This is a genomic window from Dehalococcoides sp. THU4 (genome assembly GCF_043231265.1).
GTDB classification, from domain to species: domain Bacteria; phylum Chloroflexota; class Dehalococcoidia; order Dehalococcoidales; family Dehalococcoidaceae; genus Dehalococcoides; species Dehalococcoides mccartyi.
This window is the reverse complement of record NZ_CP171266.1, coordinates 1299675-1314054: the sequence shown is the minus strand read 5'-3', so window position 1 is coordinate 1314054 and position 14380 is coordinate 1299675. Positions and strand designations below refer to the sequence as shown.

Here is a 14380-nt window from a genome sequence, read left to right as displayed (position 1 = left end):
ACATAAGGCTCTTGCAAGAATAAATTGAAATGATAGGTGGGTTTTGGCTATAATACTGTGGTTTTGGTGAGTGTGGCCTAGCGGTTAAGGCACCAGGTTGTGGCCCTGGAGATCGTGGGTTCAAGTCCCATCACTCACCCCATTTTTTTAAACGGCCTGCGCCTATAGCTCAGTGGATAGAGCATCGGTCTTCGGAACCGAGGGTCGTGGGTTCGAATCCCTCTAGGCGCGCCATATTTGAAGCTAAATATAAGCCCTGGCAGTAAAAAGCCGGGGGCTTTTTTGTTGTTAAAATAGTTATTTTGAATATATATGAAAATTAAATTGAGGGGAAGTAAAAAACTGCCCCCCTTTTTTATCTATCTGGTCTAGTTCTGAAATCGTTTTTCGGCTTCGTCCCAATTTATATTTTTAAGGAAAGCGGCAATATAATCCGCCCGTTTAAGTCCGTAATCCGTCATAAAGGCGTGTTCAAATACGTCTATCACCAGTATCGGGGTTATTCCTGCCAAATGCCCGGTTTCGTGTTCATTTATCCATTGGTTAAACAGCCGCCCGGTTTGGGGGTCTTTGTAGAGTATTACCCAGCCTATACCCCGCATAGAGGCGGTGGCTTTAAAGTCAGTTTCCCAGAGCTGGTAACTGCCAAATTCTGCTGAGAGAGCCTGGTAAAGTTTGCCTGTATTTGATAAGGGGGCGGATTTGCCCAGGTTTGAAAAATAGTATTCATGCAGGCGCATTCCGTCAAACTCAAATCCGAAGCGGCGTTTAAGTTCGGCGTACTCTGGAGCAGCCGTTTTGCCTTCGGCCAGCATAGTTTTCAGTGTGTCTGAAAGCTTATTGGTGTTGTTTACATAACCCTGATACAAAGTGAAATGATTTTTGAGTAGCGTGTCGGAGAATCCCTCAAGTCCTAATAGGGCTGAATAATCATGAGCTGTATACATACACCCTCCGCAATAATAATATATTTTATTCTAACAGGTCTTTAAATACTTCGGCATGGTAGCGTTCATGGGCTGAAAGTTTTTTGAATAATTCTTTTACGTCACTTTCGGTTGACTGGATAGCGGATTGGTCGTATTTGTCAGCCACCTTGTGTTCCAGTTCTATATCTGCCTTGAGCATCTTGTTGTGTTCAAGGGTTTTTTCAATTTTACCATGTTCCAGATGCGGAAAACCTTTTTTGTCTATCATTTTTTCTGCAAGCCAGCCCATGTGCTGCATTTCGTTTATGGCCTGGTCCTGGAGCTCTTTCCGGGTTTCCTCATTTTTGGCGGCATAAGACTGGAGCAAATACTGGAGGATAACTGTGTATTCATGTTTTATGCCCCAGATCAGGTTTTCAGCAGTAGTACCGGTGGCATTCCCGCGCTTGTCGGCCATCTTTTCCCGTAGTGTCTTCTCGGCAAAGTGTTTAAAGTCCCTCTGATGGGATTCCTCGTCCGAAAGGATACGCATAAGCAAACGCTTTATTTTAGGGTCGTCAATCAGCCTTATATGTTCACGGTACTGGGCAATAGCACCGTTCTCCAGCCCTATATTGGCCTGCATCCATTCGGATACAGTTTGGCCGGTCATATCCATCATGCCCCGTTTGAAGCTGGGTTCTCCGCCCAAATCTGTAATGGCCTCTGCCAGCCAATCCAGATGGCGCATTTCTTCACGGGCAATAGCTTCTATCTCACAGGCTGTCTCTCCTTCACCTATAGCGTAGGCATGACCCAGATACTGGATAATAGCTCCGTGTTCATCTTCCATATCTCTATTAAGCAGCTCAATGATCTTGGGTCTATCCATCCGGAGTCCTTTCTTAGCTATATTATTCAGAGCGGGCAGTCTATCTACATACGGTCAGGATTTGGTTTTTGGATTGCCTGGTTTGGTATTTATGTTGGCTTTCCTGGTTTTGGCGGCCTTGGTCACCGAAACCTTCTTAGCCTTGGCTTCGGATACCTTGGGTATGCTGATTTCCAAGATGCCGTTATCCAGAGTGGCTGCAATATTCTGGATGCTGGTATTGTTGGGCAGGGTCATAGAGCGTGAGAAACTGCCGTAACTTCTTTCACTGAAGTAATAATTTTCCTCAGATACTTCGCTGGTGTACTTTTTTTCGCCTTTGATGGTAAGTACGTTATCTGATACCGAAACTTCAATATCCTCTTCATTTATGCCGGGCATCTCTGCCTTTATCAGATATTTGTCCTTAAGCTCCAGCATTTCGGTAGCCGGCAGCCAGTCACGTTCGTTAGCTAGCATACTCCAAAGGCCGGGACTGAGTATTTCTCGGAAAGGACGCCAGGGACGCAGTGACCAACCCGGTTGCCATCTTTCCAGAGTCATAATCAAACCTCCTTTTCGCCCGCTCTCTCCTTATATAAAAGTATGCCATGCCGGTAAAAATGTCTCAATACGTATCAATACTTATAACGGGTGTGTTATTGCTTTAGATATGTATTTAGTTTTACCCTGCGCAGGCGGAGGGAATTGCTGACTACCGTCAGAGAGCTGACGGCCATGGCCAGAGCTGCCAGTATGGGGTTTAAAAATCCGTATTCTCCCAGGAAGAAATGAAGGGATTGGGGGACACCGCTGTGGCTGAAAAACAGGTAGAGTACCCCGGCTGCCACGGGTATCAGGATAATATTGTAGAAAAAAGCCCAGAAAAGATTTTGGCGGATAGTATTAAAAGTTGCCTTGCTAAGGACGATAGCTTTGGTAAGACCGAATAAATCACCTGAGATAAGGGTGATATCACCGGTTTCCATAGCTATATCAGTGCCGGTGCCTATGGCTATGCCTACGTCTGCCTTTGCCAGTGCCGGGGCATCATTTATACCGTCTCCCACCATAGCTACAAAGTGACCTTGGTCTTGCAGTTCCTGTACCAGCCTGGATTTGTCTTCAGGCTTTACCTCAGATATATACTGGTCCAAGCCAAGTTCGTCTGCAATGCGTTTGGCTGCCCGCTGGTTGTCACCGGTGAGCATAATAGTGCGGAGTTTATTTGCCTTGAGTTCGGCCACCACCGCCTGGGATTCGCGTTTTAATATATCCCGTACCGCCACCATACCCTCAAGTTTGCCCTCCGCTGCCACGAAGATAAGGTTTTCCCCGGCTTCCCAGAGCTTGTCAGCCTCAGATTGGTATTCAGCAAGGGATATCTGGTTTGACTGCATCAGATTTGCGTTGCCGATGAGTACCTGTTTGCCGCTGACAGTGGCTTTTAACCCCGCACCGGGCAGGGCGGAAAATTCTGACGGGGAGGTAAGCTTTAGTTTTTTGCGCGCAGCCTCTTTTACCACTGCTTTGGCCAGAGGGTGTTCGGAAAACTGTTCGGCAGAGGCTACCAGGGTTAAGAAGGCGTCTTTATCCATGGTGTGGCTTACCAGATTGCTTAGCACCGGTTTGCCGCGGGTAAGAGTACCTGTTTTATCCAGTACAATTGTATCCAGTTTATGCATTTTCTCCAGTGCCACCGCGCTGCGGATAAGTATTCCGTTTTCAGCCCCTTTGCCCATACCCACAATCAAAGCGGTGGGTGTGGCCAGCCCCAAAGCACACGGGCAGGCAATAACAAGTACGGCTATCATATTTAAAGCGGCATAGGTAAAAGATGGCTCTGGCCCTAATACCAGCCAGAACACAAAGGTCAGTATGGCTATACTGATAACCGCCGGTACAAATACCGAGGCTATTTTGTCCGCCAGACGCTGGATAGGGGCTTTGCTTCCCTGAGCTTCCTCAACCAGCCGGATTATCCTGGACAGGGCGGTATCCGCCCCTACTTTTTGAGCTTCGTAAGTAAATGCGCCGGTTTGATTAAACGTACCGCCGATAACATAATCCCCGGCTTTTTTTTCAGCCGGTATACTCTCTCCGGTTACCATAGATTCGTCCAGGCTGGAATAGCCTTCCAGTATCTGCCCGTCAACCGGCAGCCGTTCCCCCGGACGGATAACAATTTTATCTCCAGCCACCACTTCGCTGATGCCCACCAGTATTTCCTTGCCGTCCCGGATAATTGAAGCGGTACTTGGCTGAAGGCCGACCAGACGGCGGATGGCATCAGAGGTGCGCCCTTTGGCACGGGCTTCCAGAAAACGCCCGGTCAGGATAAGGGCGATAATCATGGCGGAGGTATCAAAGTAAAGGTGCTTTTCCAGCAGCGGGGAATCAAATATTGAGGGGAAGACCAAAGCAGTCAGGCTGTACAGGTAAGCTGCAGAAGTACCCAGGGCGATAAGAGTATTCATGTCCGAGGTGCGGTTTTTCAGGGCGGCAAATGCCCCGCGGTAAAAACGCAGCCCCGCCCAGAACTGCACAGGCGTAGCCAGCAAGAACATAATAAATTCCTTGCCGCCAAAGGCTGGCAGGAATCCTATAATCATAAGGCTTATTCCCAGCACCAGAGCAACTGTAAGTTCCTGTTGCAGTTTGCGGGTTTCGGCATTTTCCGAGCTGTTAAGCTCGTTTTGGGGTGTTTCTTCAGGCAGCAGTTCGTAGCCGGTGTTTTTTATGGCTTGGCTGAGCTCACGGTAGGAAATAAAATCCAGATATTCCACACTGGCGGTCTGGTTAGCCAGATTTACACTGGCACTGAGAACCCCGTTTGTGTTCTTCAGGGCTTTTTCGGCTCTGGCTACGCAGGAAGCACAGTGGAGGCCCTTTATGGGGAAAATAGATTTGCGGCTGATAACGCCGTAACCCAGGCCCGAAATAATAGATTTGATATCTGCCAGGCTGATAACGGCCGGGTCATAGCTGAATATAAGTTTGGCGGAGGCAAAATTCAGTTTGGGGTCTGTTATTCCGTCTGTTTTTGACAAACGCGCTTCTATACTGGCGGCGCATCTGGTACATGACATACCGCTTATACCCATGATTATCTTTGGCAAAGTATCCGGCAGTTTCTTTTCAGGCATTATTTTTAAGTTTATGACAAAAGGTCTTTCTTCATTTGGTCAAACTCTTCTTTACTTATTTCACCTTTGGCGTAGCGTTCTTTCAAAGTTTCCATGTAATGGGTTTTAGTGGCTGAAGATGAGGGCTGCCCTTTCCGGACAAGCTGAACAATACCCCAGATAATTAGGCCGATAATGGCGCACCAGAAAATCAGCATGAAAATACCGCCGAAAAACATCCAGCCCCAGCCGGCACTTGACCAGTCAAACATCATGGTTTTGGCCTCCTCGGCATATTTATTAATATCATATAATATTATAGCATATCAGATATGATTTCAGATTTGACTGTTAAGCTCCAAAAGTATGTGTTAAAATTATATAAAGGCTGGGATTTTGATTTTTGGCTTTTCAGTTGTTATCCTAGTAGTATCCGGGGAAAAGGGGATGGAAAATGGCTTTTTACTTTGAAAAGGTGATGGAATACTTTGTGAATCCTCTTAATTCGGGTGAAATGGAAAATCCTGACGGCATAGGCAGAGCCGGAAACGACATTTGCGGAGATGTTACCGAATTTTACATAAGGGTAAAAGATAACCGTCTGGTGGAAGTAAAATTTAAAACTTATGGCTGCGGGGCAGCTGTGGCCATATCCAGTCTGGTAAGCCTGATGGCTACCGATAAAACAATTGAAGAAGCTATGAAAATTGATAACAAGGCAGTAGAGGCTGAGATTAAGGGGCTGCCGCAGAACCGCAGCCATTGTTCCCAGATGGGCCCCCAAGCCCTGCACAGCGCTATTGCTGATTATAAAAGCAAAGTTCAGGCCAGAGGTTAATATGACACATTCAAATTCTGCTAAAAATCCGACTGCTTGCCCCTACTGTGATATTGCTACCGAAGCGGAAGCGCGTATGCCTTTCTGCAAGGCCTGCAAACTGTCACTTTTTTACTGTCCGGCTTGCGGCGGGTTGGTCGGGCGGGGGGAAGCATTTTGTCCCCATTGCCAGGCAGAGATGACCGGACAAAAAGAAAAATAGACGGGTGAGGGATTTTGGAAAACGTTATAGTCAGTGAACTGTGTGAAAAAATATCTGAGAAGCGGATGGTCCGGGATGATATGGGTATTGAGTATGCCATAAAGGCTTTTGCTTCGCATACCCATACCCACGTCCTTTTTGTGGTCAATAAAGATGGCGTTTTGACCGGGATTGTTAAGCTTAAGCAGCTGCTTGAGTGGGTAAAAGTGAAGCTGAATATCGTGTCTGAAAAGCACATTGTTACCCGCTCGGATGCCTTTGAGGTGCTGCGTCTCAGCCAGTCATGCACTATTAAAGAAATAACTTCCGAAATTATCAGCGTCAAGCAGGGCGATACCATTGCCCATGCCGTAAACCTGATGGCCGAAAAGGAAATGGTGGAAATACCGGTAGTAGATGACGCTGGCAAGCTGGTGGGCGAACTGAGGATTTCAGATTTGCTTTCCAAGCTGATGGTGGATATTGAGACCGCCGAATCTGATAATACCTGCACTACAAACTAGTTTTACCTAGCGTGAAGCCGCGTATCCGGCGGCGAATGCTGTCAAATTGCCCTCAAGTAACTTTGGGGGCAAACGTTTTTTTATAGCCCCGGCTAGTATCTCATGGTCAAAGGGCAGATAACGGGCGGCATATCCCAGCAGGTAAATATTCAGCATTTTGGCATTCCCAAGCTCTTTGACTGCCTGGTTAGCGGCTATAAAATCTGCTTTTATGCCCAGTTGTTTATATCCCTCCAGTATTTCGGCATCTGAAGGGTACTCTGCAATGCCCAGGCTTATTGAGGCCGGGGGCATGGCCATATCATTTATAACGGCTTTGGTTTGTTCGCCCAGATACTCCATATAGCGGGCGGCCTCCAGTTTTTCAAAGGCAATTATCAAATCAGTCTGTCCCTGGGGGATAAGGGGGGAGGATACTTCTCTATCAAAACGCAGGTGGCTGACTACACTCCCGCCGCGTTGTGCCATGCCCAAAGTATCTGTCTTTTTGACATCATAACTGGCAGCCATGGCCGCATCACACAGAATATTGCTGGCCAGTATGACCCCCTGTCCGCCCACGCCTACAATCAATATATCAAACTTTTTCATAAGTTTACGCCGCCTCATTGGTTTTAATGGCTTTTTGGGGGCAGACCTGGGAGCACAGGTTGCAATTACTGCCGGTGCAAAGGCCCGGGTCTATAAAGAGTTTGTCACCGTCACGCTGTATAGCCGGACAGCCTAAAAGCAGGCAGGCATCACACCTGTTGCACAGGCTGGTGTCTATGGTATTTGGCAGGGAGCGTTTCCGGCAGATGACATTACACTCTCCGCGTACAATTATAACGTTCAGCTCGCCGCTGGATATGGCGTTTTTCAGCCCGTTTCTCAAAGCTTTCAGGTCAAAAGCGGGCAAGACCTGCAGGTTTTTTATCCCGGCACCTCTGACCAGTTCTTCTAAATTTACCTCGGTAACGGTTTGGCCGCTTGCCGCAATGCCGCAGCCGGGGTTTCCCTGATGACCGGTCATGGCGGTCGTGCGGTTATCCAGTATCAGTATGGTTATCTTTGACTGGTTGTAAACGGCGTTAATCAGACCGTTTATGCCGGAATGCATAAAGGTGGAGTCACCGATAATGGCTATAACGGGTTCGTCAAGGCCGGCCTTTTCCATGCCCACTGCCTGGCTGATACTTCCGCCCATACAGCCGCAGGTATCCATGGCCGAAAGCGGAGGGTAAGCCCCCAGGGTATAGCAGCCTATGTCACCCGAAAGCACCAGCTTGGGTTCACGCTTTGGCTTTCCGGGCAGAGCCGAACGCTGTCCCAGAGTGCTGAGGGTAAAAAATATGCCGGTATGCGGGCAACCCGCACACAAAAGCGGCGGCCGTTTGGGAAAGTCCGGGGTATTTATTTTTGGCAGAGTGTCTTTAATCTCAGGCAGTATGCCCGCTTTGATTGCCGCAGCCCGGATTATATCCGGGTTAAGTTCACCGCTGCGGGGTATATATTTTTTGCCTATGGCCGAAATGCCCATGCGGCACAGGGAATCTTCAAGAACCGAATCCAGTTCTTCCACCACAAATATAGTTTCAACACTCTGGCTGAACTCTTTTATAAGGTTTTTAGGTAAAGGGTAGGTCATGCCCAGCTTTAAAAATGAAGCTTCAGGGAAAACCTCTTTAGCATATTGAAAGGCAATGCCGCTGCTTATGATACCCAGTTTGGCATTTCCGGGTATGTACTGGTTACAAGGGCAGTTTTCGGCATATTCGCCTATCAGTTCTTCTCTTTTAAGCACCTTCGGCCAGCGCACCCGGGCGGCGGTGGGTACCATAACCAGTTTGGCGGTATCATGTTTAAACGCAGCCTGGGCTGCGGGTTGTTTTTCAGCAGAAGTTTCCACCAGAGAGCTGGAATGGGAAACACGGGTGGTGCTGCGCAGAATTACCGGCGTATCAAAGCGCTCGCTCAGTTCAAAAGCCAAAGCCATAAAATCATAGGCTTCCTGACTGTTTGACGGCTCTAGCACCGGCATTTTAGAAAGCCGGGCATAGTGGCGGGTATCCTGTTCGTTCTGGGAGGAATGTATGCCGGGGTCATCTGCTACTACTATGACCAAGCCGCCCTTTACCCCGGTGGTGGATGCAGCCATAAAGGCATCTGCGGCTACATTTAAACCCACATGTTTCATAGCCGCCAAAGCCCGCACCCCGGTATAAGATGCGCCGGTTGCCACTTCTACGGCTACGGCTTCGTTAGATGACCACTGGGTATGTATATCCGGAAATCTGGCCAGATTTTCCATTATTTCGGTACTGGGGGTGCCGGGATAGGCAGCAGCCAGTTTAAGACCTGCGTTATATGCACCTAAGGCTAAAGCTTCATTGCCGGATAATAGCTTTTTCAAAACCTTGTTCTCCCCTTGGCTAATAGTTCTAGGATAATGAATAGCTTGCGGCTTGTCAATCAGGCGGGATATGTATATTTGAGTGTGCTTTCAGGTACGGCGGAAATATTATGGTTTGACACACATTTATACCTGTGTTACACTACGCCGATGAGATACACAGGCTATGCTTATTTTTACTTCATGTTTACCGGGCGCACTTTGTGTGCGCTTTCGGGGGCAGTTGATGAGTAAAAATAGGTAGACCGGTTTAAATAAGCAAAAGTGTTTTACAAGCTCACCTCCCCCAAGCGGGAGGTGAAGTTTTTTTGGCAGATAAATAAAGAGGGTGCAATGGCCGAAGTAGACACGATACCCAAACTGGTAAAGAATAACGCCGAACAATGGGGCAATAAGCCCGCCATGTGTATGAAAAATCTGGGTATATGGCAGAAATATACCTGGAGTGATTACTACGGTACGGTTAAGTATTTCGGTTTGGGGCTGCTCAGTTTGGGTACTAAACCTGCTGACCGGGTGGCTATTATCGGCGATAACGAACCCGAATGGTTTTGGGCGGAATTTGCCGCCCAGGCCATAGGTGCAATCCCCACCGGTATATATGTAGACTCTATCCCTGACGAGGTTAAATATATTGCCCGTCATGCTGATGTAAAAATAGCAGTAGTAAATGACCAGGAACAGGCTGACAAATTTCTGGAGCTGCTGCCGGAACTGCCAAACCTTACCAAGATTATTTACTGGGACCCCAAAGGACTTAAAAATTATGATGACCCCATGCTGATAAGCTTTAAAGAAGTGGTGAAGCTGGGGCAGGAATATGAAAAAGCTCACCCCGGCTTATTTGAAGAGCTACTGGGTGCTACCAAGCCGGATGATATAGCCTTTATCTATTACACCTCAGGCACAACCGGCCTTCAGAAAGGGGCTATGCTCAGCCACCGTTCACTTATCACCACTGCCAAGGGTTTTATTGCCCGCTATCCTCTTGATTATAAAGATGACCTTATTTCAAATTTCCCGGCCTCATGGGTGGGTGACAGCTTTTTTGCTACTGTACCCCATATACTTTCCGGGGCGCGCTTAAACTTCCCCGAAGAGCCGGAAACCGTGGCTGAAGATACCCGCGAAATCGGGCCTGATTTTGTTATCTACGGCCCGCGCCAGTGGGAAAGCCTGGTGAGTGAAATACAGGTAAAAATAATGGATGCCCACCCGCTTAAGCGTCTGGCTTACAGGGCACTTTCCCCGCTGGGATACAAAATGGCTGAAAAAACTCTGGCCGGAAGCAAGCCCGGTCTCCCCTTGAAGATAGGCCACAAAATAGCTGACGGGCTGCTGTTTCACCCCTTAAAAGACAAACTGGGGGTCAGTAAGGTCAGATTTGGGGTTACCGGCAGTTCGGTGCTTTCGCTGGATACATTCAAAATGATACATTCCATGGGTATTGAGCTGAGGCAGAATTATGCTTCAACCGAAGCCGGGTTTATTTCCTCCCACGGCAAGGGGGATATCAGCTTTGAAAGCGTGGGGCGGCCGGCACTTGGCACGGAAGTGCGCCTGACTAATGAAGGTGAGCTCCTTATCCGCAGTGACTGTATGTTCAGCGGTTATTACAAAGACCCTGAAAAAACTGCCCAGAGCTTTAAAAACGGCTGGTTTGCCACCGGTGATGCCGTAAATATAAACGAAAAGGGCCACCTGATATTCCTTGACCGCCTGAAAGATTTGGGCGTGCTGGCAAGCGGGATAAAGTATGCCCCCCAGTATATTGAAGGGCGCCTCCGTTTCAGCCCTTATATAAAAGATGCTATGGTGGTTGGCGGTGAAGACAAGGAATATGTAACCGCCATTATAAATATTGATTTCACTATGGTGAGCAAGTGGGCGCAGAAAAACCGCTTGAATTTCACCACCTTTGTAGACCTTTCCCAGAAAAAAGAGGTTGCGGATTTAGTTGCCAAAGACCTTATCCGGGTAAACAGCTATCTACCGGAAGGCTCACGGGTAAAAAAGTTTGTTTTGCTGCATAAAGAGTTTGACCCTGATGAAGCTGAACTTACCCGCACCCGGAAACTTCGGCGGGGTTTTGTATCTGAACGGTATAAAGACCTGATAGATGCCATGTACCATCTGGACAAAGAAGTAAAGGTGGAAGCGGCGGTAACCTATCGGGACGGGCGCAAGGGCGTGGTAACTACCAGTATAAAAGTAAGGTCTTTGTAGGCGGAGATTATGGCAGATTTATTGCAATATATAATAACCGGTATTACGGTTGGTCTGGTGTACTCTCTTATTGCGCTTGGTTTTACCCTTATCTGGAAATCTTCTTCGGTAGCTAATCTGGCTTTGGGGCAGATGGTGCTTATTTGCTCATGGTTTACCTACAGTATGCTGGTCCAGGTTGGCATGCCCTTCTGGCTGGGGTTTATCTGTGTGGTTTTATTTGCACTGGCTCTGGGCTGGCTGATGGAAAGGATTATCCTGAGGCCGCTTATCGGCCAGCCTATCCTTTCGCTGGTTACGGTGACGCTGGGGGTGGGGTTTTTCCTTGAGGGTGTGGTCAGCTTTATCTGGCCGCAAAGTGTGGCCGCCCTGCCCAAGATTTTCCCGGAAACACCTATCCACATAGGTTCGGCGGTTATTTCACAGGAATATGTTTGGGCGGCCGGCATATCTTTGCTTCTTTTTGCTATGCTGACCCTCTTTTTCAAATACCACAAAATGGGGGTGGCCATGCGGGCTACCGCTGATGACCAGCAGGCCGTTCAGGCCTGCGGGATACCCGTAACCCGTATATTTTCCCTGTCCTGGATGCTGGCCATAGTGCTGGCGGCTGTGGGCGGGGTATTGATGTCCAGCATAGGCGGTATCACTCTGGGCTTGGTGGAAACCGGTATCAAAGCCTTTTCAGTGGTGATACTGGGCGGGCTGGATTCGTTTTTAGGGGCTATGATAGCCGGGCCTATTATTGGTCTGGCGGAAAATCTGGGAGGCGGGTATCTTACCTCCCTCACCTGGCCGGGCGTTAAAGAGGTAATACCCTTTATCATTATTATCATCGTAATGTTCATCAAGCCTTACGGCCTGTTTGGGCAGGAACGCATTGAGAGGATATAGCTATGGATCTACCTTGCGGAACGCGTAATTTCAGCTACAAGACGGATATGGCTATCTTCCGTACCAAAACCCATTGGGCTATGCTGATTGGTTTTCTGATTCTTTTATTCAGCCTGCCGTTCAATATCAGCAGTTACTGGCTGGGTATTATGAACCTTATAGGCATTACGGTTGTGGCTGCGGCCGGTTTAAATATACTTATGGGTTACTGCGGCCAGCTTTCGGTAGGCCATGCCGGCTTTATTGCGGTGGGGGCATATACCACCGCTATTTTGGCCAGCAAACTGGGAGTGCCTTTCCCATTTGACATGATAGCGTCCGGCATTATGGCTGGTCTGGTGGGTGTGCTGTTCGGGTTGCCCTCTCTGCGGGTAAAGGGGTTTTATCTGGCTATTTCCACTATTGCCGCCCAGTTTATCATAATCTGGGTGATAAACCACTGGTCCAGTCTTACCGGCGGTTTTAACGGGATTGTGATACCCCCGATTAATCTTTTTAATTTTGACTTTACCACTCAGGGCAGCCAGTACTTCATTATTATGCTGGTGGCTGTTTTGGCTATTTTCTTCATGAAAAATATAGCCCGCACCCGCATAGGGCGGGCATTTGTAGCCATACGGGATAATGATTTGGCGGCTGAGGTTATGGGTATAAACGTATTCAAGTATAAGCTGCTGGCTTTTTTCATCGGCTGTTTTCTGGCCGGTGTGGCCGGTTCGCTTATGGCTCACTGGATAGGTTATTTGACGGCTGAAAATTTTACCTTGTCTGATTCTATTTTATACGTTGGTATTGTGATTATAGGCGGTTTGGGTACAGGGGTTGGCCCTATATTCGGGGCGCTCTTTATTCGTCTGCTTCAGCAGGGTGTCCAGTATGTATCCCCTCTTATGGGCTCTGCTTTCCCTCAGTTGCCGTCAGGCTTTGCGGCCGGGCTTGGGCCGATGGTATTCGGCCTGGCAATCGTCTTGTTTTTAGTGCTTGAACCAAGAGGCCTCGCCCACCGCTGGCAACTGTTCAAGTCCTCTTACCGGTATTGGCCTTTCTCGTATTAGGCGAAAAAATAGGGAATTCTGAAAAAAGGAGGAGCACAAGTCATGTTAGGGCAAAACCGTAAACAATTGATAAAGAGGGGAGCTTTGTCCTTTTTTAGCATGCTCCTTTTGCTTTTTTCAGTGGCGGCGGGGGGATGCGGTTCAAGTGATACTGATGCCAATAATCCTGACGGAACGGAAAAGCCTACTTTGAAGGTTGGTTTTTCAATACCATATACCGGCCCGGCAGCTGAAAAAGGCTCTGTAATGGGGAATGCTAAGCTGGACGCAATCAAGTACATAAACGAGGAACTGGGCGGGGTAAACGGATACCAGATAGAAGTACTCTGGCGTGATACCAAGTATGATTCTGCTTTGGCGGCAACTATTGTACAGGAGATGATGGATAAGGACTGTTTGTTCTTCACTACCTGCGCTTCCAAGGAAATGCAGGCATCTATGGAGATTGCCAACCGGGCAAATTTCCCCGGTTTTACGGTCTTCAGTTCACCGGTCTGCACCCACCCGGCAAAGCATATATATGCCCAACTGCCGGACTATGGTGACAGCTGGGCATCATTTGCCAAATACTATATGGAAAATATCTGGCAGGGTGAGGGTACTCCTAAAATGGCCCTCATGATACTCCAGAATCCCACCGGTTACGGTGCCCGTGATGCGGCTAATGCCTTGGCGGCTGATTTGGGTATAGAGATAGTGGGTATTTACGAACACTCTGCCACGATTACAGATGACACGGCAAACCTGATAAACCTTAAAAGTCAAAACCCGGATGTAGTCTTTATCTCCAGCACTCCCCAGCCTACTTCGGTTATCATCAAGCAGATGAATCAAATGGATATTTATCCCGGAGTAACTGTGGGTTGCGGCCATGCCGGTTTTACCAAGGCACTTATTGATTTGGCCGGTGTAACTAATACCGAAGGTATTTACGGCGTATATCCTACCGTAAACTGGGATGAAGATGTGCCGGGAATGGCCAAAATGAAAGAATACTGCCTGAGATATCACCCTGAAAATTACGGCAACATGGATTATATTGCTTCCTGGTCAGAGGGTTTGATTGTGGCCGAAATACTGCGCTTAGCCCTTATCAATACCCCCGGCGGCATAGATAATCTGACTCCGCAGGCCATTGAGGAATACGGAATAAAGAAGCTTAATGGCTATACGGTGGGCGGTTTGCAGGGGCCGGTTTCATATGTCAGCGGCGATAACCGTCTGGCCAAAGCGGTCAGGGTATTCCAGATATCAGACGGTGTAATGCAGGTCTTGAGTGACTGGGTAGAAGCACCGCTTATCAGGTACGAGGATTTTAGCTGGTTTGGCAGCTAAATAGGCTGTAAACAGGTACAAGGGGAGCTGT

The 14380-nt window shown here is 48.2% G+C and carries 14 protein-coding genes and 2 tRNA genes; 9 read left to right on the top strand and 7 right to left on the bottom strand.

Features of this window, described 5'->3' with window-relative positions:
• Positions 1–66 precede the first annotated feature (66 nt).
• Together ACE6F3_RS07040 and ACE6F3_RS07035 are read left to right on the top strand one after the other, a co-directional pair.
• Positions 67–142, top strand: a tRNA-His gene (locus tag ACE6F3_RS07040).
• A gap of 16 nt (positions 143–158) precedes the next feature.
• Positions 159–234 (top strand) — tRNA-Arg (locus tag ACE6F3_RS07035).
• Positions 235–368: 134 nt separating this feature from the next.
• Here ACE6F3_RS07035 and ACE6F3_RS07030 read toward each other — a convergent pair.
• The 5 genes from ACE6F3_RS07030 to ACE6F3_RS07010 form a co-directional block, all read right to left on the bottom strand.
• Positions 369–947 (bottom strand): superoxide dismutase, encoded by a 579-nt coding sequence (locus ACE6F3_RS07030; RefSeq protein ID WP_279115575.1) that lies wholly within the window; start codon positions 945–947, stop codon positions 369–371.
• 25 nt (positions 948–972) lie between these two features.
• On the bottom strand, positions 973–1800 hold the full coding sequence (locus tag ACE6F3_RS07025) for a ferritin-like domain-containing protein (RefSeq protein WP_279115576.1): 828 nt from the start codon (positions 1798–1800) through the stop codon (positions 973–975).
• Positions 1801–1854: 54 nt separating this feature from the next.
• On the bottom strand, positions 1855–2343 hold the full coding sequence (locus tag ACE6F3_RS07020) for an Hsp20/alpha crystallin family protein (protein WP_010936658.1): 489 nt from the start codon (positions 2341–2343) through the stop codon (positions 1855–1857).
• Positions 2344–2438: 95 nt separating this feature from the next.
• Positions 2439–4925 carry a heavy metal translocating P-type ATPase gene (locus tag ACE6F3_RS07015; RefSeq protein WP_096476712.1) on the bottom strand — a complete coding sequence of 829 codons (2487 nt, stop codon included), beginning with the start codon at positions 4923–4925 and terminating at the stop codon, positions 2439–2441.
• 11 nt (positions 4926–4936) lie between these two features.
• Complete coding sequence (locus ACE6F3_RS07010; RefSeq protein ID WP_010936656.1) at positions 4937–5179, bottom strand: SHOCT domain-containing protein; 243 nt, start codon at positions 5177–5179, stop codon at positions 4937–4939.
• A gap of 179 nt (positions 5180–5358) precedes the next feature.
• On the opposite strand from ACE6F3_RS07010, the gene ACE6F3_RS07005 reads away from it, so the two are divergent.
• Genes ACE6F3_RS07005 through ACE6F3_RS06995 form a run of 3 tightly spaced genes read left to right on the top strand, consistent with a single transcriptional unit; the run spans position 5359 to position 6447 of the window.
• A complete protein-coding gene (locus ACE6F3_RS07005; RefSeq protein ID WP_010936655.1) occupies positions 5359–5742 on the top strand; it encodes an iron-sulfur cluster assembly scaffold protein in 384 nt (127 codons plus the stop codon).
• A 1-nt stretch (position 5743) separates the two neighbouring features.
• Positions 5744–5944: a hypothetical protein gene (locus ACE6F3_RS07000; protein WP_010936654.1), complete on the top strand. Its 201-nt coding sequence runs from the start codon at positions 5744–5746 to the stop codon at positions 5942–5944.
• A 14-nt stretch (positions 5945–5958) separates the two neighbouring features.
• Positions 5959–6447 carry a CBS domain-containing protein gene (locus ACE6F3_RS06995; protein ID WP_010936653.1) on the top strand — a complete coding sequence of 163 codons (489 nt, stop codon included), beginning with the start codon at positions 5959–5961 and terminating at the stop codon, positions 6445–6447.
• 6 nt (positions 6448–6453) lie between these two features.
• Here ACE6F3_RS06995 and ACE6F3_RS06990 read toward each other — a convergent pair whose 3' ends face one another.
• Complete coding sequence (locus ACE6F3_RS06990) at positions 6454–7038, bottom strand: indolepyruvate oxidoreductase subunit beta (protein ID WP_279115581.1); 585 nt, start codon at positions 7036–7038, stop codon at positions 6454–6456.
• 4 nt (positions 7039–7042) lie between these two features.
• Positions 7043–8839, bottom strand: a complete 1797-nt coding sequence (gene iorA, locus ACE6F3_RS06985; protein WP_279115582.1) for an indolepyruvate ferredoxin oxidoreductase subunit alpha — start codon at positions 8837–8839, stop codon at positions 7043–7045.
• Between the two features lie 333 nt (positions 8840–9172).
• On the opposite strand from iorA, the gene ACE6F3_RS06980 reads away from it, so the two are divergent.
• The 4 genes from ACE6F3_RS06980 to ACE6F3_RS06965 are packed head-to-tail and all read left to right on the top strand — an operon-like array spanning position 9173 to position 14349.
• On the top strand, positions 9173–11065 hold the full coding sequence (locus ACE6F3_RS06980) for an AMP-binding protein (protein WP_041342299.1): 1893 nt from the start codon (positions 9173–9175) through the stop codon (positions 11063–11065).
• 9 nt (positions 11066–11074) lie between these two features.
• Positions 11075–11959 carry a branched-chain amino acid ABC transporter permease gene (locus ACE6F3_RS06975; protein WP_279115584.1) on the top strand — a complete coding sequence of 295 codons (885 nt, stop codon included), beginning with the start codon at positions 11075–11077 and terminating at the stop codon, positions 11957–11959.
• A 2-nt stretch (positions 11960–11961) separates the two neighbouring features.
• Positions 11962–13014, top strand: a complete 1053-nt coding sequence (locus tag ACE6F3_RS06970; RefSeq protein ID WP_010936648.1) for a branched-chain amino acid ABC transporter permease — start codon at positions 11962–11964, stop codon at positions 13012–13014.
• Positions 13015–13056: 42 nt separating this feature from the next.
• On the top strand, positions 13057–14349 hold the full coding sequence (locus ACE6F3_RS06965; RefSeq protein ID WP_041342296.1) for an ABC transporter substrate-binding protein: 1293 nt from the start codon (positions 13057–13059) through the stop codon (positions 14347–14349).
• Positions 14350–14380 lie beyond the last annotated feature (31 nt).

Bases quoted from the DNA above. Each gene is read 5' to 3' on its own strand.
- ACE6F3_RS07030 (WP_279115575.1), bottom strand. From the start codon at position 947: ATGTATACAGCTCATGATTATTCAGCCCTATTAGGACTTGAGGGATTC.
- ACE6F3_RS07025 (WP_279115576.1), bottom strand. From the start codon at position 1,800: ATGGATAGACCCAAGATCATTGAGCTGCTTAATAGAGATATGGAAGAT.
- ACE6F3_RS07020 (WP_010936658.1), bottom strand. From the start codon at position 2,343: ATGACTCTGGAAAGATGGCAACCGGGTTGGTCACTGCGTCCCTGGCGT.
- ACE6F3_RS07015 (WP_096476712.1), bottom strand. From the start codon at position 4,925: ATGCCTGAAAAGAAACTGCCGGATACTTTGCCAAAGATAATCATGGGT.
- ACE6F3_RS07010 (WP_010936656.1), bottom strand. From the start codon at position 5,179: ATGATGTTTGACTGGTCAAGTGCCGGCTGGGGCTGGATGTTTTTCGGC.
- ACE6F3_RS07005 (WP_010936655.1), top strand. From the start codon at position 5,359: ATGGCTTTTTACTTTGAAAAGGTGATGGAATACTTTGTGAATCCTCTT.
- ACE6F3_RS07000 (WP_010936654.1), top strand. From the start codon at position 5,744: ATGACACATTCAAATTCTGCTAAAAATCCGACTGCTTGCCCCTACTGT.
- ACE6F3_RS06990 (WP_279115581.1), bottom strand. From the start codon at position 7,038: ATGAAAAAGTTTGATATATTGATTGTAGGCGTGGGCGGACAGGGGGTC.
- ACE6F3_RS06980 (WP_041342299.1), top strand. From the start codon at position 9,173: ATGGCCGAAGTAGACACGATACCCAAACTGGTAAAGAATAACGCCGAA.
- ACE6F3_RS06975 (WP_279115584.1), top strand. From the start codon at position 11,075: ATGGCAGATTTATTGCAATATATAATAACCGGTATTACGGTTGGTCTG.
- ACE6F3_RS06970 (WP_010936648.1), top strand. From the start codon at position 11,962: ATGGATCTACCTTGCGGAACGCGTAATTTCAGCTACAAGACGGATATG.
- ACE6F3_RS06965 (WP_041342296.1), top strand. From the start codon at position 13,057: ATGTTAGGGCAAAACCGTAAACAATTGATAAAGAGGGGAGCTTTGTCC.